Below are 20185 nucleotides of genomic sequence, written 5' to 3' on the forward strand. Positions count from 1 at the left end.
GAATTGACGTCGGTCTTCATCGGGTCGGTCGCGATCACTGGCTGGTCCTTTCCTGAATGCTTCTGGATGCGGCCGGAGATCCCCCTACCGGCCCTGCCCCAGGAATTTTTTCGCTGCCTGGAATGCTTGCGGCGCCGTGCTCGGGGAGCGGGGCGCCGCAAACTTATTCACTCGGTTATGCACATGGTTATTCACAGCTCGACACAACATATAGTGCATAACTCAGCTTTCGGCACCAAGTATAGTGGAGAATCAAGACAGGTCAAATCGTTTTATTTGCCGCGGGAGTCTTGACTTTTGGCTAGCGCGGCGCGCAGAAGCTTCCCGGAGAAGCAGGCTGCGCCTTGTTCTCTGCAAATCACGCAAGGTTGTGCGAGGGGGGATTACCGCGTTTTGGAAAACTTGAGATAGGGGAAATACCGACCGTCGAGTGACGTGTCGCGTTGCAGCCGCCGCCACTCGAAATGTGGGCCAGGATCGGTCTTGCGACCGGGGGCGATGTCGGCGTGACCGGCGAGCGCGTCGACCGGATAGCGCGCCTTCAGTGCGCTCACGAGCGCGGAGAGCGTGCGGTATTGCGCATCTTCAAAGGCGATGGTGTCGCTGCCTTCGAGCTCGATGCCGATAGAGAAATCATTGCAGCGCTCGCGGCCGAAAAAATTCGACGGCCCCGCGTGCCACGCTCGCTCGTTGCACGACACGAACTGCTCGAGCGCGCCGTCGCGATGAATCACGAAATGCGCGGACACGCGCACGCCGCGTAGATGCGTGTCGTAGTAAGGGTGAGCGTCGCAGTCGAGCGTGTTCTGGAACAGCTCGGCAATCGCAGTGCCGCCGAACTCGTTCGGCGGCAAGCTGATGTTGTGAACGACGATCAGCGTCGGCACCGCGCCCTGCGGCCGCGCTTCGAAATTCGGCGAGGGAAGCTTACGTGCGGCGGGAACCCAACCGTCGGCATCGACGGTGTACGCGCCGCTCATCGCGCGTCGCGGCCGCTCGGACGCGCGCCATGGCGCTGCGCGTGCGCGGCGCAGCAGAACGTCTGCCCCGCAACGCTCACCGAGTCGCTCTTCGGCGCATGCACGCCGCACTCGACGCAGCGGATCATCGGCTCGGCAAGCTGCGGCTGTCCCTCCGAGGAGCGCGCGCCGCCATTCGCGGTGCCGGTACCCTTGGCGCCATGGGCAGCGGTGCGTTGCGCGTCGTGGCGACGCAGCGCCTTCACGACCCATTGCCCGACGATGAACAGCAGAATCAGCAAAAAGATTTGTCGCATGGAGACACGCTCACACTACAGGTCGGTGCAACAGCACCTCGAAAACAAAACGGCTGCCGACGTACGCGAGCAATAGCGCGACGAACGAGGCCAGCACCCAGCGCAATGCCGCGCGGCCGCGCCAGCCGGACACCTTGCGCGCGGTCAGCAGCGCGCCGAACATCACCCAGGAAAGAATCGCGAACACGGTCTTGTGATCGAGCCGCAACGCGCGGTCGATCAGCTGCTCGCTGAACAGGATGCCCGACACAAGCGTCAGCGTGAGCAGCACGAAGCCGGCGCCGATCAGGCGGAACAGCAGCGTTTCGAGCGTGAGCAGCGGCGGCAGCGTGTCGAGCCAGCTCGACCACCAGCCGTTGCTCGCGGCCGCCGCGTGCCGCTGCGCGAGACTGCCACGCATTGCATGCAGACGCCGCTCGACAGCCAGCATCAGCACCGCGTGCAGTGCCGCGATCGCGAACAGACCGTACGCGATGTTCGCAATCAGGAAGTGCAGCTTGAACATCGGCGCGGCTGCATACGGCAGCACGCGCACGCCGCCGAACGCGAGCGGCAGCAGCGACGCGATGCACGCGAGCGGCAACACCAGCAGCCGCAAGCCGTCGAGCGGGAAAAAGAAACTCTCGATCCAGTAGATGCCGGCGCCGAGCCAGAACATCGCCGACAGCGCGAACGCAAAGCCGAACACCATCGCGTTCTGCGGGAAGATCGTGGTATGCAACAGCACGCCGTGCGCGAGCAGCGCGACAAACAGCAGCGCGCGCCCGGGCGCGCTCATGCCGGTGGCCACCGATGCGCTCACGGCATGATCGGGCAGCGGCGGCACGCTCTCGAGCAGCGGGCGCACGGCCGCGTGCCGATGCGAGCGCCAGCCGGCCACGGCGAGGCCGCCATAGAGAAGCGCGGTGAGGGCATACAGTACAATATCCATATTCGAAGTTTACACTAGGCCCCTACTCCGCGACGTCTTGCGCTTCGTGCGCTGCGCGGGCCCCACCGTTCATCGCTCCCCATGCTCGACAATCTGACTCAACGGATGGCGCGCGTCGTCAAGACGCTGCGCGGCGAAGCCCGGCTCACCGAGGCGAACACCCAGGAAATGCTGCGCGAGGTGCGTCTCGCACTGCTCGAGGCTGACGTGGCGCTGCCCGTCGTGCGCGAGTTCATCGCCAAGGTCAAGGAGAAGGCGCTCGGCGAAGAAGTGATCTCCAGCCTGTCGCCGGGCCAGGCGCTCGTCGGCGTCGTGCAGCGCGAGCTGACCGCGGTGATCGGCGGCGATTACGAAGGCAAGGCCTCCGAACTCAATCTCGCCGTCACGCCGCCCGCGATCATCCTGATGGCGGGTCTGCAAGGCGCCGGTAAGACGACCACGGTCGGCAAGCTCGCGAAGCTGCTGCGCGAGAAGTACAAGAAGAAGGTGCTGACCGTTTCGTGCGACGTCTATCGTCCCGCCGCAATCGCGCAGTTGAAAACGGTGACGGAGCAGGTCGGCGCGGACTTCTTCCCGTCCGAGCCGAACCAGAAGCCGGTCGACATCGCGCGCGCCGCGCTCGACTGGGCCAAGCGTCATTACCATGACGTGCTGCTCGTCGACACGGCCGGCCGCCTCGGTATCGACGAAGCGATGATGCAGGAAATCGCCGCGCTGCACGCCGAGCTGAAGCCCGCGGAAACGCTGTTCGTCGTCGACGCGATGCTGGGCCAGGACGCGGTCAATACCGCGAAGGCGTTCAGCGACGCGCTGCCGCTCACCGGCGTCGTGCTCACCAAGCTCGACGGTGATTCGCGCGGTGGCGCGGCGCTGTCGGTGCGTCACGTGACCGGCAAGCCGGTCAAGTTCGTTGGTGTCGCCGAAAAGCTCGACGGCCTCGAAGTGTTCCACCCGGACCGCATGGCGAGCCGGATTCTCGGCATGGGCGACATTCTCGCGCTTGTCGAGGAAGCGCAGCGCGGCGTCGACGTGCAGGCCGCGCAAAAGCTCGCCGACAAGGTCAAGAAAGGCGGCGACTTCGACCTCAACGATTTCCGCGCGCAGCTCACGCAGATGAAGGGCATGGGCGGCCTGTCGTCGCTGATGGACAAGCTGCCCGCGCAGTTCCAGCAAGCCGCGGCCGGCGCCGACATGAGCCAGGCCGAGAAGCAGATGCGCCGCATGGAAGGCATCATCAACTCGATGACGCCGGCCGAGCGCGCCAAGCCCGAACTGATCAAGGCGACCCGCAAGCGCCGCATCGCCGCGGGCGCGGGCGTGCAGGTGCAGGAAGTCAACCGCATGCTGAACCAGTACGAACAGATGCGCACGATGATGAAGAAGCTCAAGGGCGGCAACCTGCAGAAGATGATGCGCGGCATGAAGGGCATGATGCCCGGCATGCGCTAAGCTTGATGGGGACGGCGCGCGCTCGCGCCGATGCGCGGCGCGACTGACTTCGGCATCGTACGGGTTTATTCTGTAGCGCATCGCGTCGTCCCTCGCAGGAACGTCCCTCGGGATGTTCCCACCCACACTATGTATACAGTTATCGTCCGTCAGACGTCATGAACCGCGAAGAAGCCCTCCATATTTTTCAACACTCCGAAGAGATCGTTTCGGCCTCGGACGTCAAGGCGTCGATCGTCCGCATGGCGGCCGCCATCCGCGATGAGATGAGCGAGGACTTCCCGCTTGTGCTGTCGGTGATGGGCGGCGCGGCGGTGTTCACCGGCATGCTGCTGCCGCACCTCGATTTCCCGCTCGAGTTCGACTACATCCACCTGACGCGCTACCGCAATACAACCAAGGGCAGCAACGAGATGCAATGGCGCGTCGCCCCTGCCGAGTCGGTGAAGGATCGCGTGGTGCTCGTGCTCGACGACATCCTCGACGAAGGCGAGACGATGGCCGCGATCCGCGACCGCATCCTCGCGATGGGCGCGAAGCGCTTTTTGTCCGCGGTGCTGTGCGAGAAGATCATTCCGAAGGCAAAGCCGCTGCACCCCGATTACTGCGGCTTCGAAGTGCCGGACCGCTATGTGTTCGGCTGCGGGATGGACGCGAAGGGGTACTGGCGCAACCTGCCGACCATTCGGGCGTTGACCGAGGGGGCGTGAACGGGGCATCCGCATACCGGCGAAAAAAAAGCAGCCTGAATGGCTGCTTTTTTTATGGTTGCGACGGTGGCAATTCGCACGCAGACTCCCGCTTCACAGCTTGTGCACGAACGAGCGAATGCCGCCGAGGATCATCTCGACTGAAATCGCGACGAGTACGAGCCCCATCAACCGCTCGAACGCCGCCATCACCCGTTCGCCGAGCCACCCCTGAATGCGCTCGGCGAGCATCAGCACGATCGCGCAGATGATCATCGTGACGGTCAGCGCGCCAACCCACTCGTACATCTTGCCCGGCGCCTGCGACGTCAGCAGCATGACCGTCGCCAACGCCGACGGACCCGCCAGCGCCGGAATCGCGAGCGGCACGATCAACGGCTCGCCGCCGCGCGCATCGCCGCCGAACGGACCGTCCGGATGCGGAAACACCATGCGCAGCGCGATCAGAAACAGCACGATGCCGCCGCCGATCCGCAACGACTGGTCACTCAGGCTCATCATGCGCAGAAAGCCCTGCCCGAGCACCATGAACACCAGCAGGATCGCAAATGCGATCGCGACCTCGCGCAGGATCACGACCGTGCGACGCTCCGGCGCGACACCCCGCAGACAGCTGATGAAGATCGGGATGTTGCCGAGCGGATCGGTAATGAGGATCAGCAGCACGGTCGCGGACAGGAAGGTGTACTCCACTGCCCGCTCCGCTTAGTTCGCGAGTGCCGCGCGCACTTTGTCGATCACGGTCTGCGCTGCGTCCTCGACCGGCAGCAGCGTCGCTTCGGCGTCGCGACGGCCCTGATACTCGATCTTGCCGTCCTTGAGACCGCGCTCGCCGATCACCAGCCGATGCGGCACGCCGATCAGTTCCCAGTCGGCAAACATCACGCCCGGACGCTCGCCGCGATCGTCGAGGATCACGTCGATGCCGGCCGCGACGAGTTCCGCGTACAGCTTGTCGGCCTGCTCACGCACCGCGTCGCTGCGGTCGTAGCCCATCGGGCACAGCACAACTTCGAACGGCGCGATCGACTCCGGCCAGATGATGCCCTTGTCGTCAAAATTCTGTTCGATCGCCGCGCCGAGAATACGCGTGACGCCGATGCCGTAGCAGCCCATTTCCATCGGCCGCGGCTTGCCGATTTCGTCGAGGCAGGTCGCGTTCATCGCTTCGGAGTACTTCGTGCCGAGCTGGAACACGTGGCCCACTTCGATGCCGCGGCAGATGTCGAGCACGCCCTTGCCGTCCGGCGACGGATCGCCCTTCTTCACATTGCGGATGTCGGCGACGACCGGCTCGGGCAGGTCGCGGCCCCAGTTCACGCCGGTGATGTGATAGTCGACCTCGTTCGCGCCGACCACGAAGTCGCTCATGTTCGCGACCGTGCTGTCCGCGATCACCTTGACCGGCTTCTTCGTGTTGATCGGACCGAGATAGCCCGGCGGCGTGCCGAAAGTCTCGATGATCTCGGCTTCGGTCGCCATGCGGAAGTCGGCGAGACCCGGCAGCTTGCCGACCTTGATCTCGTTCAGATCGTGGTCGCCGCGCAGCATCAGCAGCCAGATGGTCGGTTCGGCGCCTTCGTTTTCGGTGGCGAGAACGACCGACTTGATTGTGCGCTCGAGCGGAATGTTCAGCAGTTCGGCGACGGCCTCGCACTTCGCCTTGCCCGGGGTCGCAGTCTTCTTCATGTCCTCGGCGGCCGCGGCGCGTTGCGCGATCAGCGGCAATGCGTCAGCGGCCTCGACGTTCGCGGCGAAATCGGAAGTCGGGCAATAGGCGATCGCGTCTTCGCCGGTGTCGGCGATCACGTGGAATTCGTGCGAGCCGCTGCCGCCGATCGAACCGTTGTCCGCTGCCACCGCGCGAAACTCGAGGCCGAGGCGCGTGAAGATGCGCACGTAAGCGTCGTACATCTTGCGATACGACTCGCGCAGACCCTCCGCGTCCTTGTCGAACGAGTACGCGTCTTTCATGATGAATTCGCGGCCGCGCATCACGCCGAAACGCGGACGGATCTCGTCGCGGAACTTCGTCTGGATCTGATAGAAGTTGACCGGCAGCTGGCGATAGCTCTTGATCTGGTTGCGCGCGATGTCGGTGACGACTTCCTCGTGCGTCGGCCCCATCACGAAGTCGGCCTGCTTGCGGTCCTTGAAGCGCAGCAGCTCAGGACCGTACTTCTCCCAGCGGCCCGATTCCTGCCACAGCTCGGCCGGCTGCACGGCCGGCATCAGCAGTTCGATCCCGCCTGCCCGGTTCATTTCCTCGCGCACGATCGCTTCCACCTTGCGGATCGAACGCAGGCCGACCGGCAGGTAGTTATAGATACCGCCCGCGACGCGACGGATCATGCCCGCGCGCACCATGAGCTTGTGGCTGATGATTTCGGCGTCGGCGGGCGCTTCTTTGAGGGTGCCGATAAAGAAACGGGAGGCTTTCATTCAAGGTGTCCAAAAGCGGCGGCTTCCGGTAGGACCGCCAGAAAAGGTGAAAACATTGGGAAAATCGACACAGATCCGCCGCGAAGCCGGCACGGTTCACCCGATTGGCGGCACGCAACCCCTGCGCGGCGCCGAAACCGCCGCGCAAAGCCTCTCTCGCAAGGGATAGGGCACGGAAAACCGACAGGCTACCGCAAACACGGGCCTGTTGCGGCGAATCGCTCCATTCTTATGCGATTCGGTGCGTAGGGTCCGTTATCTGTTTATAATCAAAGCAATTTTAAAGGATTCGAAGGTGGTTGTATGCTGGATCGTGAAGGCTTTCGCCCGAACGTCGGCATCATCCTCTTGAACGCGCACAACGAGGTGTTTTGGGGCAAACGGCTCCGTGAACATTCCTGGCAGTTTCCGCAAGGGGGCATCAAATATGGTGAGACCCCCGTGCAAGCGATGTATCGGGAGTTACACGAAGAGACCGGGCTGCTTCCTGAGCACGTCAAGGTGATCGGTCGCACGCGCGACTGGTTGCGTTATGAGGTGCCTGACAAGTTCATCAAGCGCGAAGTACGCGGTCACTACCGCGGCCAGAAGCAAATCTGGTTTTTGCTCCGGATGGTAGGACGCGACTGCGACATCTGTTTGCGCGCCACCGACCACCCTGAGTTCGATGCGTGGCGTTGGAACGAGTACTGGGTGCCGCTCGACTGTGTGATCGAGTTCAAGCGGGATGTGTATCAGTTGGCGCTGACGGAGTTGTCCCGTTTCATGCGCCGGCCTGCGCCGCGTACGGATAAACCTGGCGGGCATCATGGGTCGCGTTATCCCCGGATAGCGTCATCGATGCAAAACCCGCCGGATTCCACGGTAAGCACGGTGATTACTACCGTTACTACCGTGACTTCGGTCAGCGTCGAAACATCGACGCGCGTGCTGGTCGTGCCGGATTGCGGTCCCGGCTCACTGGATGCGAACATGCAACCTGAACACGAGCGCGAAACGGCCGAAACCGACGAGACCGTCGCCCCGTTAGTCCAACGAAGCATGGGCGATTAACCATTCCAGGCGGCGGCTCACGCCGCCTCTCTCTGGCGCGGCCTTCGGGCCGCGTCCGTCTTTCGAGGGAATCATATTGAAAGCATTTGCACTCGCCGTGGCATGCGTCGCCACCGGCGCCCTGCTGGCAGGCTGTTCGAGCGCCGGCAAACCGACCAACAAGGACGACAGCGCGTTCGTGTATCTGCTGGATCGCAAGAGCAACTGGGTTGAGAACAAGGTCGAAACGCTGCCGCCGCTGCCCACCGATGCGAACCTTCTGCCGTTCGAGGTCTCCGGCAATACGCCGCTGCAATTCGCAATCGACCCGAAGTCGGTCAGCGTCGGCGACGACGGCGTCGTGCGTTACACGGTAGTTGTCACGAGCCCGGGCGGCGCGCGCAACGTTAATTACGAGGGCATTCGCTGCGACACGTATGAATGGCGTCAGTACGCGGGCCTGAACGCCGATCACGACGGGTGGGACACGACGGTCGCCAACCAGTTTTCGCGCATCGAAGACGGCGCGCTGAACGCGTATCAGGCCGCGTTGTATCAGGACTATATGTGTGCGAACAAGATTCCTACCGGCAGCGCGCAGCACATCGTCGAGAACATCCGCTACAAGCGCACTCAGACGTCGCAGATTCACTGAAGCCGTTCACGTAGCGCGCGCCTGGTTCAGGCGTGTTGCTTGCGCATGACGATAAAACGCCGTTCCAGCCCGCGCTGGAACGGCGTTTTTGTTGGCTTTTTATGAGCGCGATGCGCGCGCCACCTGGTAGATCAAAGCAGCACGAGATTGTCGCGATGAATCAACTCGGGCTCGAGCATATAGCCAAGTACCGATTCGATCTCGCCGCTCGGACGGCGCTGGATCAGCTTGGTCTCCGCGCTGCTGTAGTTGGTCAAACCACGTGCGACCTCACGCCCCGACGTGCTCAGGCAGGTGATCACCTCGCCGCGCGCAAACGCACCCTGCACGCCGACGACGCCGATTGGCAGCAGGCTCTTGCCGCCGGCGGTCAGCTTTTCGACCGCGCCGTCGTCGATCACGACGTGGCCGCGCACCTGCAGATGATCGGCCATCCACTGCTTGCGCGCCGCCATGCGCGCGGTGCGCGCGATCAGTTGCGTGCCAATCGCCTCGCCCGACGCGAGTCGCAGCAGCACGTCCGCCTCGCGCCCGCTCGCGATCACTGTATTGGCGCCGCTATGAGCCGCCCGCTTCGCGGCGAGAATCTTCGTCAGCATGCCGCCGCGTCCGAGGCTCGAGCCCGCGCCGCCCGCCATCGCCTCGAGTTCCGGCGCGCCGGCGTCGGCCTGCTGAACGAGCGTCGCGGTCAGGTCCTTGCGCGGATCGGCGGTAAAGAGGCCTTGCTGATCGGTCAGAATGATCAGCGCGTCGCCCTCGATCAGATTCGCGACGAGCGCGCCGAGCGTGTCGTTGTCGCCGAACTTGATTTCGTCGGTGACGACTGTGTCGTTCTCGTTGATGATCGGCACGACACCGAGCCGCAGCAGCGTGAGCATCGTGGAGCGCGCGTTCAGATAGCGCTCACGGTCGGCGAGGTCGGCGTGCGTAAGCAGGATCTGCGCGGTCTGGATCGAATGCTCGGCGAAGCGGCTTTCGTACACCTGCGCGAGGCCCATCTGACCGACCGCCGCGGCGGCCTGCAATTCATCGATTTCGCGCGGGCGCTTCGTCCAGCCGAGTCGCTGCATGCCCTCGGCGATCGCGCCCGAGCTGACCAGGACCACTTCCTTGCCTTGCGCGCGCAGCGCGGCAATCTGCGCGGCCCAGCGGCCGATCGCCGCATGATCGAGGCCGCGCCCGTCGTTCGTGACGAGGCTCGAGCCGACTTTGACGACCAATCGCCGTGAATCTGCGATGACGGAACGCATTGTGCGCTGACTCCCAAGATGACGCGTGATGCATGCCGGCACCCGCCGCTGGCGCCGGTGCTCGAGTTGTTATTCCTGCGGATCGGTGCTGGCTCCGCCGGTCGCGGCCGATGCTTGCGTACCCTCGCGAAAACGCACGTCGGACGCGAGGTCTTCGGCTTCGGCCGCGCGCTGCGCCTCGGAGTGCTCGGCGAGGTAGTCGAACACCGCGTAGCAAAGATTTTCACAGCCCTGGCCGGTCAGCGCCGAGATCTCGAACACCGGACCGTCCCAGCCGAAACCTTCGAGGAACGCCGCCACGCGCGCTTCGCGATCGTCCTCGGGCACCATGTCCAACTTGTTCAACACGAGCCAGCGCGGCTTCTGATAAAGCTCTTCGTCGTACTTGCGCAGCTCGTTGACGATGGCCTTCGCTTCCACGACCGGATCGATCGATTCGTCGAACGGTGCAATGTCGACGATGTGCAGCAGCAGGCCGGTGCGCTGCAGGTGACGCAGGAACTGATGGCCGAGGCCGGCGCCTTCCGCCGCGCCTTCGATCAGCCCCGGAATGTCAGCGATTACGAAACTGCGGCTCGGCCCGACGCGCACGACGCCAAGATTCGGCGCGAGCGTCGTGAACGGGTAGTCAGCGATTTTCGGCCTCGCGTTCGACACCGACGAGATAAACGTCGACTTGCCCGCATTCGGCATGCCGAGCAGACCTACGTCGGCCAGCACTTTCAGCTCGAGGCGCACCATGCGGCGCTCGCCCGGCTTCCCGTCGGTCTTCTGACGCGGAGCGCGGTTCGTGCTGGACTTGAAATGCAGGTTGCCGAGACCGCCGGCGCCACCTTGCGCGATTTGCACGCTCTGGTTGTGCTCGGTCAGATCGGCGATCAGCTCGCCGGTTTCCATGTCCGTGATGGTGGTGCCGACCGGCATGCGCAGCGTGATGTCGTCACCGCCCTTGCCGTAGCAATCCGATCCGCGGCCGTTTTCGCCGTTGCGCGCCAGATGTTTTTTCGCGTAGCGGTAGTCGATCAGCGTGTTGATGTTGCGGTCTGCGACCGCAATCACACTGCCACCCCGGCCGCCGTCGCCGCCATCGGGGCCGCCGAACGGAACGAATTTCTCGCGGCGCATCGACGCGCTGCCATCCCCTCCGTCGCCGGCGATGACTTCAATCCTCGCTTCGTCAATGAACTTCATGCGTTACTCCGTCCCGTGGTGTACTGCCCGATTCGATGCAGGTGTTGATACTGATTGGATTCTGCTATTTTGCCGCGCGCGCCGCGCGTTGATCAATCGACCGAACGGCATAGTCGCCGATTAGAAGCGATCGGCTGCGCGGCTTCGACGCCAAGCTAAAGAGGCGCCGCAATAAAAAAGGCCCCGCGAACTTCGCGGGGCCTTTTTCCGGTCCTGAAGCCCGTGCCTGATTAAACTCAGGCCGCCGGGACGACGGAAACGGTGTGCTTCTTCGCCGCGCCCTTCGTCGAGAACTGGACGTGGCCGTCCTTCAGCGCGAACAGGGTGTGATCCTTGCCCATGCCGACGTTCTCGCCAGCGTGCATGCGCGTACCGCGCTGACGCACGATGATGCCACCAGCGTTGATAGCCTGGCCGCCGTAAACCTTAACGCCGAGACGCTTCGATTCCGAGTCGCGGCCGTTCCGGGACGATCCGCCTGCCTTTTTGTGTGCCATTTGATTTGCTCCTTAACCGGTGCGCTTACGCGTTGATCGCGTCGATGCGCAGTTCGGTATAGTTCTGGCGGTGGCCGCCATGCTTCTGGTAGTGCTTCCGGCGACGCATCTTGAAGATGGTCACTTTTGCGTGACGACCTTGCGACACGACGGTAGCCTTGACGGAAGCCCCACTGACCAGCGGCGTACCGAACTTAATCGATTCGCCTTCGCCCACTGCGAGAACCTGGTCGAGCGTGATTTCAGCGTCAATGTCTGCCGGTATCTGTTCTACTTTAAGTTTTTCGCCGACGGCAACCTTGTACTGCTTGCCACCGGTTTTTATGACCGCGTACATTGAGAACCTCACTCTGTATTCATTTTTTCCACGCACCGCGCGCGGAAACTGTCGATTATACATAGAGTTAGCTGCTCGGTCAAAACCTGCTTGCCAAACCACCTGCTGCCCGGCTTCCTCCTCTTTCACGCTGCTTCGCGCACTGACTTGGCGCGGCCCTAACACCATGCGGAAACGCATCCGTGCCGCAGCCGACGACCCGGAAGCGCCCCGATCGCCTTATAATTCGCGGCACTACCCAATTCAGCCATCATGTCGTCGACTGCCACCCCCTCCCCCAACGTCGCCAGCCTGCTTGCTCCGATCGCCGAAGACATGCAGCAGGTCAATCGCGTCATCCGGCAACGTCTTGCGTCGGACGTGATGCTGATCAACCAGATTTCCGAGTACATCATCAGCGCTGGCGGCAAGCGGCTGCGGCCCGCGCTGCTTTTGCTCGTAGCGGGCGCGCTGGGCGATACGACGGGACATCGGCACGAGTTGGCCGCGGTCGTCGAATTCATCCACACGGCCACGCTGCTGCATGACGACGTGGTCGACGAGTCGGACCTGCGGCGCGGCCGCCAAACGGCCAACGCCCTGTTCGGCAACGCCGCGAGCGTGCTGGTCGGCGATTTCCTTTACTCGCGCTCGTTCCAGATGATGGTCGGCGTGGGCAAAATGCGCGTGATGGAGATTCTGTCGGAGGCGACCAACATCATCTCCGAAGGTGAAGTGCTGCAGTTGCTGAACATGCACGATGCGGACGTCGACGAAGCCCGCTACATGCAGGTGATCCGCTACAAGACCGCCAAGCTGTTCGAGGCAGCCGCCCAGCTCGGCGCAGTGCTGGCCGGCGCGGACGCGAAAACCGAAGCCGCCGCCGCCGAATACGGCCGCCGAATTGGCACCGCGTTCCAGATCATGGACGACTGGCTCGACTACACGGGTACGGCCGAGTCGATGGGCAAGAACGCCGGCGACGATCTGCGCGAAGGCAAACCGACGCTGCCGCTCATCTATCTGATCGAACGCGGCACGCCCGAGCAGTCCGCGCTTGCGCGCGAAGCGATCGAGCAAGGCGGCACCGACCGTTTCGATACGATTTTCGAGGCTATCACGCGCTCTGGCGCGCTCGATCACACGCTCGAGTGCGCGAAACAGGAGGCTCAGGCAGCCGCAGCGGCAATTTCTTCATTTCCCCATTCCATTTTCAAAGAGAGCCTGCTAGAATTATGTTCTTACTCGACGGCAAGACAGTCTTGAACAAGACTTAAACGCCGAATTAGTCTGAATCGAGTCAGCAGTACCAAATCGGGGTGTAGCTTAGCCTGGTAGAGCGCTACGTTCGGGACGTAGAGGCCGGAGGTTCGAATCCTCTCACCCCGACCAGAATTTTCCTTGTTAGATCAAGGTTCAATAACCGCCGCAGCGTTGCTGGGCGGTTTTTTTGTTTTGTGCGGTGATTTTTAGCTGCCCTCGTGCTTCGCTGCAGTCTTTCCCGTCCGGGTAGTCCTGCAGCCCGTATGTTGCCGCGTTGTCGTTCTCGCGGCCGCTACCGTCCAGGGCGGAACGCGCAGCCCCCTCTGCTATATTCTCTCCATCCTTCCCCCCTATTTTTCACGACGCGTGGAACAACTTCCCTTATGGGCGCAGATAGGCGCCGTCCTTCTGCTGCTCGTCTGCTCCGCCTTTTTTTCCATTTCCGAGACAGCGATGATGGCGCTCAACCGTCATCGCCTCAAACATCTCGCCAGCAAGAACACGCTCGGCGCGAAAACGACCCAGGGCCTGCTTGCAAAAACCGATCAGTTGCTGAGCGTGATCCTGATCGGCAACAACCTGTTCAACACAATCATTCCGGTACTCACCACGTCGGTCGCTTTGCATACGTTCGGCCGCAATAGCCTCGTGCTGTCGATCGCGACTGGTATCGTCGCGTTCCTGATCATCGTGTTCGCGGAAATCACGCCGAAGATCGTCGGCGCGACGTTTCCCGAAAAGATCGCGCTGCCCGCGAGCCTCCTGATCGCACCGCTGATGCGAGTCGCGAGACCGCTGATCTGGTTCGTCAACCTGTTCGCGACCGGCATCCTGCGCGTGCTGCACATCAATACGAAGGGCGCGCGCGACCAGCGGCTGTCCACCGAAGAACTGCGCACCATCGTGCTCGAGTCCGGCAGCTTCATGCCGACCAAGCACCGCAGCATCCTGCTGAACCTGTTCGACCTCGAAAACATCTCCGTCGACGACGTGATGATCCCGCGCCGCCGCATCGAGGCGCTCGACTTCGATGCACCATTCGAGCAGATCCTGCATCAACTGGAGACCTGCTATCACAACAAGCTGGTCGTCTACCAGGGCGACATCGACCGCGTACTCGGTGTGCTGCATGTGCGCAAGACGCTGTCGGCGCTGCACAATCAGGAGCTCGAACGCGACACCTTGCACGATCTGCTCGCCGAGCCATACTTCGTGCCGAGCGGCACGCCGGTATTCCAGCAGCTGCAATACTTTCAGGAAAGCCGGCAGCGCATCGCGCTCGTCGTCGACGAATACGGCGAACTGCAGGGTCTTCTGACGCCCGAAGACATCATCGAAGAGCTGATCGGCGAATTCACCACGTCGATTCCGCGTGGCGCCAGTTCGCGCGGCGGCTGGAACGAGGCGGGCGAATGCATCGTCGCGGGCAGCATGCCGTTGCGAGAGCTGAACCGCTGGCTGCAACTCGCGCTGCCGACCGACGGCCCCAAAACGCTCAACGGCCTGATCCTCGAAATCCTCGAAGACATCCCCGACGGCGACGTTTGCGTGCGCATTGGCGACATCAAGCTCGAAGTGATGCGCAGCGACGATCAGGCGATCCGCACCGTCAAGCTGTTCAAACCGCCGTCGCGCACGAAGGCTGGTAGAACACGGTCCGGCTGAGCTTTGCACCGTTGCTCGCTGATTCACGGTCAGCATCGCACAGGCTCCCAACGCGCGCCATTAGCCGAATGGCCGAGTGGCATTCGGACGCCCACAACCGGAAGATAAAGCCGTCATGTTCTACAGGCGGCTCATCACCGGTCTCTCATGCAAACTCCCTTTGCCCCCGCCGCGGCATTGCCGCGTCCACTCGCTGCCGACGGCGAAACCAGCGCAACGAGTCTGAACGATCCCGACAACGCTCCAGCCGTGCGTCTGTTGACCGACACGTTGCACGAAGCGACGCGGCGCAATGCGTCTGACATCCACGTCGAGCCGGCCGAGCATGGCTGGCGTGTGCGTCTGCGCATCGACGGCGTTCTGCATGAAATCCCGCGGCCGCCAGCGCACCTGCGCGACGCATTCGTCACGCGCATCAAGGTGCTCGCGCGCATGGACATCGCCGAGCGACGCGTGCCGCAAGACGGCCGGCTGCGCCTCGCGACATCGCCAGGACGGATCGAGGACTACCGCGTCAATTCGCTGCCGACGCTGTTCGGCGAAAAGCTCGTGCTACGCCGGCTCGATGCGCTGCCCGCGGATCTGTCGCTCGATTCGCTCGGCCTCGATCCGGCACAGCGCGAAACCGTCGACGCCGCGATCCGCGCGCCGCATGGCCTGATGCTCGTCACCGGACCGACGGGTAGCGGCAAAACGCTGTCGCTGTACTGCTTCCTGAATTTGCTGAATGGCGAGGCGCGCAACCTCTGCTCGGTCGAAGACCCGGCGGAGATCCAGCTCGCCGGCATCAACCAGGTCAGCGTGCGCGAAAAAGCCGGGCTGACCTTCGCGGTCGCGCTGCGGGCGTTCCTGCGTCAGGATCCGGACGTGATCATGGTCGGCGAGATCCGCGACAACGAAACCGCCGACGTCGCCGTGAAGGCCGCGCAAACCGGTCACCTCGTGCTGTCCACGCTGCATACGAACGACGCGCCCGCGGCCATCGCGCGACTCATCGATATCGGTGTCGAGCCATACAACCTGGCCGCCGCGCTGCGCATCGTGACCGCGCAGCGGCTCGTGCGACGACTGTGCGTCGCGTGCCGCACGCCCGCGCCGCATTCGACGGCAGCACTTAAGACCGCAGGCTTCGGCGAGCATGAACTCGACGGCTGGCAACCGTATGCGGCGACCGGCTGCGCGGTTTGCCACGGCATCGGCTATCGGGGGCGCGTCGGCATCCATCAGGTGATGCCCGTCTCCGACGCGATGCGCGAGCTGATCGTCGCAAGTGCAGGCGTGCACGAGCTGGCCCACCTCGCCCACACCGAACGGGTCGCGACGTTACGCGACGCGGCGCTTGCGCGTGTGCGCGACGGCACCACGAGTCTCGCCGAAGCACTCGCCGCCACGGAGGTCGCATGAGTATCGCCACACTGTCACCGCCGCTGCCCGGCGCAGCCGACCTACGCTTCAGATGGCGCGGCGTCGACGCGGATGGCACACGCCAGAGCGGTACGCTGATCGCACCCGACGCGAGCGCCGCGCGCACGATGCTCAAGCGCGACAACCTCTTTGTCGTCGAACTCTCAACACAAGGGCCGGCGCCACGCCCGAAGACTAGCGCGGCCGATGTCACGCTGTTCACGCGACAACTGTCCAGTCTGCTGCGTGCCGGTTTGCCGCTCGCACCCGCGCTCGAACTACTCGCGCAGTCGCCGACGTCGGGCCAGCGGCAAGGAATGCCGCGCATCGTCGGCACTATCGCGCGCGACATCACCGCAGGCCTGCGCTTTTCGGCGGCCTTGCAGCGGCACCCGGCGCAGTTCAATGCGCTGTACTGCCAGCTCGTCGAGGTCGGCGAGGCGGCGGGCGCGCTCGTCACCGTGCTCGCCCGCCTCGCCGACGATCGCGAACGCGCCGCCGCGCAGCGCGCGAAAGTGCGCGCGGCGCTGACCTATCCGGTCGCGATCCTGCTGCTCGCCATCGCGATCACCGCGGCGTTGCTGGTGTGGGTCGTACCCACGTTCAAGCAGATCTTCGACGGCTTCGGCGCGCAGCTGCCCGCGCCGACTCAGTTCGTACTGGCGCTATCGGCGGGCGCCGCGCGCTGGAGCGTACCGCTGTTCGTGCTGATGGTCGCACTGAGCTCCGCGATCACGTTTGTCCTGCGCCGCTCCGCGAGCGCGCGCATCCGCTTCGCGCGCACGGCGCTCAACCTGCCCGTGGCCGGCCCGCTGCTGCGCACGTTGTGCGCGGCGCGCTGGAGCCGCGCGCTCGGCACGTTGCTGTCGGCCGGCACGCCGCTCGCCGACGCGTTCGATTCGCTCACGCAGGCGACCGGCAATGCCTTCTTCGATCGCGCGACGGCAAGCATCGCCGTGAGGCTGCGGCGCGGCGAACGGCTCGCCGCGGCGATGCGTGCGGCGCACTGTTTTCCTCGCGAGGTCGTGCAGCCGGTTGCCGTCGCCGAGGAGTCCGGCGCGCTCGACAGCATGCTGCTCGATGTCGCGTCGCTTGCGGATCGCCAGGTTGACGACAGGATCGGCACGCTATCGAGTCTGTGCGAGCCGCTCGTCATCGTCGTGCTCGGCACGCTGGTCGGCGGCCTCGTGATCGCGATGTATCTCCCCATTATTCAACTCGGCAACGTGGTGTAGCATCGCAGCCGAATCCACTCCTTCACCATGCAGGCACCTCTTCCACTCGTGTCACAAACTTCCTCCAACCTGCTCGCGGGCATACTGCCAGGCCGCATTGCAAGCGATATCGGTCTCGGGTTCGCCAGCCTGCCCACCGGCGTGCAGATCGCGTTCGCAATCGTGCTCGGCCTCGTGATCGGCAGCTTCCTGAACGTCGTCGTGCATCGGCTGCCGATCATGCTCGAGCGCGCGTGGCGCGTCGAAATCAGCGAGGCCAGCGACGAGCCGCAGCCCGACGACGGATTGCCGGCGCGCTACAACCTGTGGGTGCCGCGTAGCGCGTGCCCGCATTGCGGCCACGTGCTGAGCGCGTGGGAAAACCTGCCGGTTCTGAGCTACGTTCTATTGCGCGGCCGTTGTTCCGCTTGCGGCACGCATATCAGCCCGCGTTACCCGTTGCTCGAAATCGCGAGCGCCGCTTTCGCGGCAGGCGCATTGATCGCGTTCGGCCCGAGCCTGATGGCATTCGCCGCGTTCGGCCTGTGTGCAACGCTGCTCGCGATGAGCGCGATCGACATCGACACACACCTGCTGCCCGATTCCTTGACGCTACCGCTGTTGTGGGCCGGCCTGATCGTCAATTTCAACGGCATGTTCGCGAACCTGCATGATGCGGTGCTCGGCGCTATCTTCGGATATCTGGTTTTGTGGGCTGTGCATTGGGTGTTCAAGCTCGTGCGCGGCGTCGAAGGCATGGGCTATGGCGACTTCAAGCTGCTCGCCGCGCTCGGCGCGTGGCTAGGCTGGCCCGCGCTTCCGCAGATCGTGCTGATCGCCGCGGTGGCCGGCGCCGTGATCGGCCTCGCGGCAACGTGGCGCGGCCGCATGCGCTTCGAGGAGCCGCTGCCGTTCGGGCCGTTTCTCGCCGCGGGCGGTGCGCTCACGCTGTTTGTCGGCACGCCGCTTTATCTGGCTCTGGGAGGCTGAAGCATGTTCGTTGTGGGACTCACCGGCGGCATCGGTAGCGGTAAATCGACGGTGGCCAATCTGTTCGCTGCGCGGGGTGTGCCGCTCGTCGACACGGACGTGATCGCGCATCGCATCACCGCGCCGCGTGGCCTGGCGATGCCGCACATCGCCGCCGAATTTGGCACCGAGTTCGTCGCCGCCGATGGCTCGCTCGATCGCGCCCGCATGCGCACGCTCGTGTTCAGCGACGAGACCGCACGCAAACGTCTCGAAGGGATTACGCATCCGCTGATTCGCGCGGAAACCGAGCGCGAGGAGCGCGAAGCGCAAGGGCCGTATGTGATCGTCGTGGTGCCCTTGCTGGTCGAGTCCGGAACATGGAAGACTCGCGTGAATCGCGTGCTCACCGTCGATTGCAGCGTCGACACGCAGATCGCGCGCGTGATGAGCCGTAACGGCTTCAGCCGCGAGCAGGTGCTTTCGATCATCGCGCGCCAGGCCACGCGCGAAGCACGCCTCGCCGCCGCCGACGACGTGATCGTCAACGACAACGCGCCGCTCGAAGAACTCGAGGCGCAGGTCGACGCTCACCATCGCGCGTATCTGTCGCTTGCGCAGGGTCACGCCGAGTCCTAGCGCGTGCAGGAACCGAAGCGCCTAGTACATCGTGAACTCGCGAAAAAAGTTGCGAAAGCGCGTGGAAAGAGTGCGTGATTGCTTGGGTAGTCTCACGGCATTAGAATGTTTTGCATTCCTGTCACCGACCACGCCCGAGGCGAGCCCGCTTGATCCTTTACGAGTACCCCTTCAATGAGCGAATCCGGACGCTGTTGCGGCTCGAAGACCTGTTCGAGCGCTTCACGTTCTTTCTGACTCAGGAAGACGCGCGGGAACATCACGTCGCACTGACAACGCTGTTCGAAATCTCCGAAGTGGCGGGTCGCGCGGATCTGAAGTCGGATCTGATGAAAGAGCTCGAGCGGCAGCGGCAAACGCTCGCGCCATTTCGCGGCAATCCGGGCATCGAGCAGAACGCGCTCGAAGCGGTGCTTGGCGAAATCGAACAGACCCTCGCGGGGCTCACGCAGATGCAAGGCAAGACCGGCCAGCATCTTGCAGACAACGAGTGGCTCGCGAGCATTCGCAGCCGCGCAATCATCCCCGGTGGCACCTGCAAATTCGATCTGCCCTCGTATTACGCGTGGCAACAGTTACATCCCGATCAGCGTCGCCAGGACATCGCCAAGTGGGTGACACCGCTTTTGCCACTGCGTGACGCGGCCACGATCGTGCTGCGACTCGCGCGCGAGTCGGGCCAGGCGTCAAAGGTGATGGCGATGCAAGGCAGCTATCAGCAAATGCTGTCGGGCCGCTCGTATCAATTGATGCAGGTTCGCGTGGCTCCCGAATTGCGCGTGATTCCCGAAGCGAGTGCCAACAAGTACATGCTGTGGGTGCGCTTCACGGTGCAGGACGGCGATCTGCGGCCGCGCGCGGTCGACGTCGACGTGCCGTTTCAGCTTACGCTCTGCAGCCTGTAACAGCCTGTAGACCGCCACACCATCCAACAGGCCACTCCGGATCTGACCGAGCGCGCCTTTGAAGCGGCGCGAAATAGCCCTATATTCGTTACTTGTTCCGTTTGCGATTGACCGTCCGACCGTATGCCTACCGTCGTCAAATGTCCTACCTGCGGTAAAGATGTCCTCTGGACCCCTGAGAGCCGCTTCCGTCCTTTCTGCTCCGAGCGCTGCAAGCAGATCGACCTCGGCGCATGGGCCGCCGAAAAATACAAGATTGGCGGCAATGAACAGGAAGGGTCTTCGTCCGAAGAGGAAACACCGCGCGGCGACTACAACCCGCACTGAGCGCACCAGTAAAAAAGCCACGCGGGCCGGCGCTGCCGAGACAGCGCCCG

The 20185-nt window shown here is 63.5% G+C and carries 21 protein-coding genes and 1 tRNA gene; 13 read left to right on the forward strand and 9 right to left on the reverse strand.

The annotated features are described in order from the left end of the window. Positions 1–383 precede the first annotated feature (383 nt). The 3 genes from ampD to L0U81_RS13630 are packed head-to-tail and all read right to left on the reverse strand — an operon-like array spanning position 384 to position 2207. Positions 384–980 (reverse strand): 1,6-anhydro-N-acetylmuramyl-L-alanine amidase AmpD, encoded by a 597-nt coding sequence (gene ampD / locus L0U81_RS13620; protein WP_233803450.1) that lies wholly within the window; start codon positions 978–980, stop codon positions 384–386. Continuing rightward, the gene (locus L0U81_RS13625; protein WP_233803452.1) at positions 977–1276 is read right to left on the reverse strand and encodes a PP0621 family protein; all 300 of its coding nucleotides are present in this window, start codon (positions 1274–1276) and stop codon (positions 977–979) included. The genes ampD and L0U81_RS13625 overlap by 4 nt, the downstream gene beginning before the upstream one ends. 10 nt (positions 1277–1286) lie before the next feature. Then, a complete protein-coding gene (locus tag L0U81_RS13630; RefSeq protein ID WP_233803454.1) occupies positions 1287–2207 on the reverse strand; it encodes a cytochrome C assembly family protein in 921 nt (306 codons plus the stop codon). 81 nt (positions 2208–2288) lie between these two features. On the opposite strand from L0U81_RS13630, the gene ffh reads away from it, so the two are divergent. Next, positions 2289–3656, forward strand: coding sequence for a signal recognition particle protein (gene ffh / locus L0U81_RS13635; protein ID WP_233803456.1), 1368 nt, complete (start codon positions 2289–2291; stop codon positions 3654–3656). A gap of 158 nt (positions 3657–3814) precedes the next feature. Next, the gene (locus L0U81_RS13640; RefSeq protein ID WP_230562287.1) at positions 3815–4366 is read left to right on the forward strand and encodes a hypoxanthine-guanine phosphoribosyltransferase; all 552 of its coding nucleotides are present in this window, start codon (positions 3815–3817) and stop codon (positions 4364–4366) included. A 93-nt stretch (positions 4367–4459) separates the two neighbouring features. On the opposite strand, the gene L0U81_RS13645 is transcribed toward L0U81_RS13640, so the two are convergent. Together L0U81_RS13645 and L0U81_RS13650 are read right to left on the reverse strand one after the other, a co-directional pair. Next, positions 4460–5059, reverse strand: a complete 600-nt coding sequence (locus L0U81_RS13645; protein WP_233803458.1) for a MarC family protein — start codon at positions 5057–5059, stop codon at positions 4460–4462. Positions 5060–5071: 12 nt separating this feature from the next. Continuing rightward, a complete protein-coding gene (locus tag L0U81_RS13650) occupies positions 5072–6808 on the reverse strand; it encodes a proline--tRNA ligase (protein WP_233803461.1) in 1737 nt (578 codons plus the stop codon). Between the two features lie 303 nt (positions 6809–7111). On the opposite strand from L0U81_RS13650, the gene L0U81_RS13655 reads away from it, so the two are divergent. Together L0U81_RS13655 and L0U81_RS13660 are read left to right on the forward strand one after the other, a co-directional pair. Next, positions 7112–7861 (forward strand): RNA pyrophosphohydrolase, encoded by a 750-nt coding sequence (locus L0U81_RS13655; protein ID WP_233803463.1) that lies wholly within the window; start codon positions 7112–7114, stop codon positions 7859–7861. A 76-nt stretch (positions 7862–7937) separates the two neighbouring features. Further along, positions 7938–8495 (forward strand): CNP1-like family protein, encoded by a 558-nt coding sequence (locus L0U81_RS13660; RefSeq protein ID WP_233803465.1) that lies wholly within the window; start codon positions 7938–7940, stop codon positions 8493–8495. A gap of 131 nt (positions 8496–8626) precedes the next feature. Here L0U81_RS13660 and proB read toward each other — a convergent pair whose 3' ends face one another. The 4 genes from proB to rplU all read right to left on the reverse strand — a co-directional run bounded on the left by proB (position 8627) and on the right by rplU (position 11770). Next, positions 8627–9745, reverse strand: a complete 1119-nt coding sequence (gene proB, locus L0U81_RS13665) for a glutamate 5-kinase (RefSeq protein WP_233803467.1) — start codon at positions 9743–9745, stop codon at positions 8627–8629. Between the two features lie 69 nt (positions 9746–9814). Further along, entirely contained in the window at positions 9815–10936 is a 1122-nt protein-coding gene (gene cgtA / locus L0U81_RS13670) for an Obg family GTPase CgtA (RefSeq protein WP_233803468.1), read from the reverse strand. Between the two features lie 236 nt (positions 10937–11172). After that, a complete protein-coding gene (gene rpmA, locus L0U81_RS13675) occupies positions 11173–11433 on the reverse strand; it encodes a 50S ribosomal protein L27 (protein ID WP_008923994.1) in 261 nt (86 codons plus the stop codon). 25 nt (positions 11434–11458) lie between these two features. After that, positions 11459–11770, reverse strand: a complete 312-nt coding sequence (gene rplU, locus L0U81_RS13680; RefSeq protein ID WP_007180329.1) for a 50S ribosomal protein L21 — start codon at positions 11768–11770, stop codon at positions 11459–11461. Between the two features lie 252 nt (positions 11771–12022). Between rplU and L0U81_RS13685 the strand changes: the two genes are divergently transcribed. The 9 genes from L0U81_RS13685 to yacG all read left to right on the forward strand — a co-directional run bounded on the left by L0U81_RS13685 (position 12023) and on the right by yacG (position 20135). Then, a complete protein-coding gene (locus L0U81_RS13685; protein WP_233803470.1) occupies positions 12023–13015 on the forward strand; it encodes a polyprenyl synthetase family protein in 993 nt (330 codons plus the stop codon). A gap of 49 nt (positions 13016–13064) precedes the next feature. Beyond that, a tRNA-Pro gene (locus tag L0U81_RS13690) sits at positions 13065–13141 on the forward strand. Between the two features lie 237 nt (positions 13142–13378). Next, entirely contained in the window at positions 13379–14677 is a 1299-nt protein-coding gene (locus tag L0U81_RS13695; protein ID WP_233803472.1) for an HlyC/CorC family transporter, read from the forward strand. A gap of 147 nt (positions 14678–14824) precedes the next feature. Continuing rightward, positions 14825–16081 carry a GspE/PulE family protein gene (locus L0U81_RS13700; RefSeq protein ID WP_233803474.1) on the forward strand — a complete coding sequence of 419 codons (1257 nt, stop codon included), beginning with the start codon at positions 14825–14827 and terminating at the stop codon, positions 16079–16081. Then, positions 16078–17316, forward strand: a complete 1239-nt coding sequence (locus L0U81_RS13705) for a type II secretion system F family protein (RefSeq protein WP_233803477.1) — start codon at positions 16078–16080, stop codon at positions 17314–17316. The genes L0U81_RS13700 and L0U81_RS13705 overlap by 4 nt, the downstream gene beginning before the upstream one ends. A gap of 27 nt (positions 17317–17343) precedes the next feature. Further along, a complete protein-coding gene (locus L0U81_RS13710) occupies positions 17344–18285 on the forward strand; it encodes a prepilin peptidase (RefSeq protein ID WP_233803479.1) in 942 nt (313 codons plus the stop codon). 3 nt (positions 18286–18288) lie between these two features. After that, positions 18289–18903: a dephospho-CoA kinase gene (gene coaE, locus L0U81_RS13715; RefSeq protein WP_233803481.1), complete on the forward strand. Its 615-nt coding sequence runs from the start codon at positions 18289–18291 to the stop codon at positions 18901–18903. Positions 18904–19052: 149 nt separating this feature from the next. Continuing rightward, positions 19053–19808, forward strand: coding sequence for a cell division protein ZapD (zapD, locus tag L0U81_RS13720; RefSeq protein ID WP_008921182.1), 756 nt, complete (start codon positions 19053–19055; stop codon positions 19806–19808). Positions 19809–19931: 123 nt separating this feature from the next. Next, positions 19932–20135 carry a DNA gyrase inhibitor YacG gene (gene yacG / locus L0U81_RS13725; protein WP_233803482.1) on the forward strand — a complete coding sequence of 68 codons (204 nt, stop codon included), beginning with the start codon at positions 19932–19934 and terminating at the stop codon, positions 20133–20135. Positions 20136–20185: the final 50 nt, after the last annotated feature.

Source organism: Paraburkholderia sp. HP33-1, from assembly GCF_021390595.1.
Classification (GTDB): Bacteria; Pseudomonadota; Gammaproteobacteria; order Burkholderiales; family Burkholderiaceae; genus Paraburkholderia.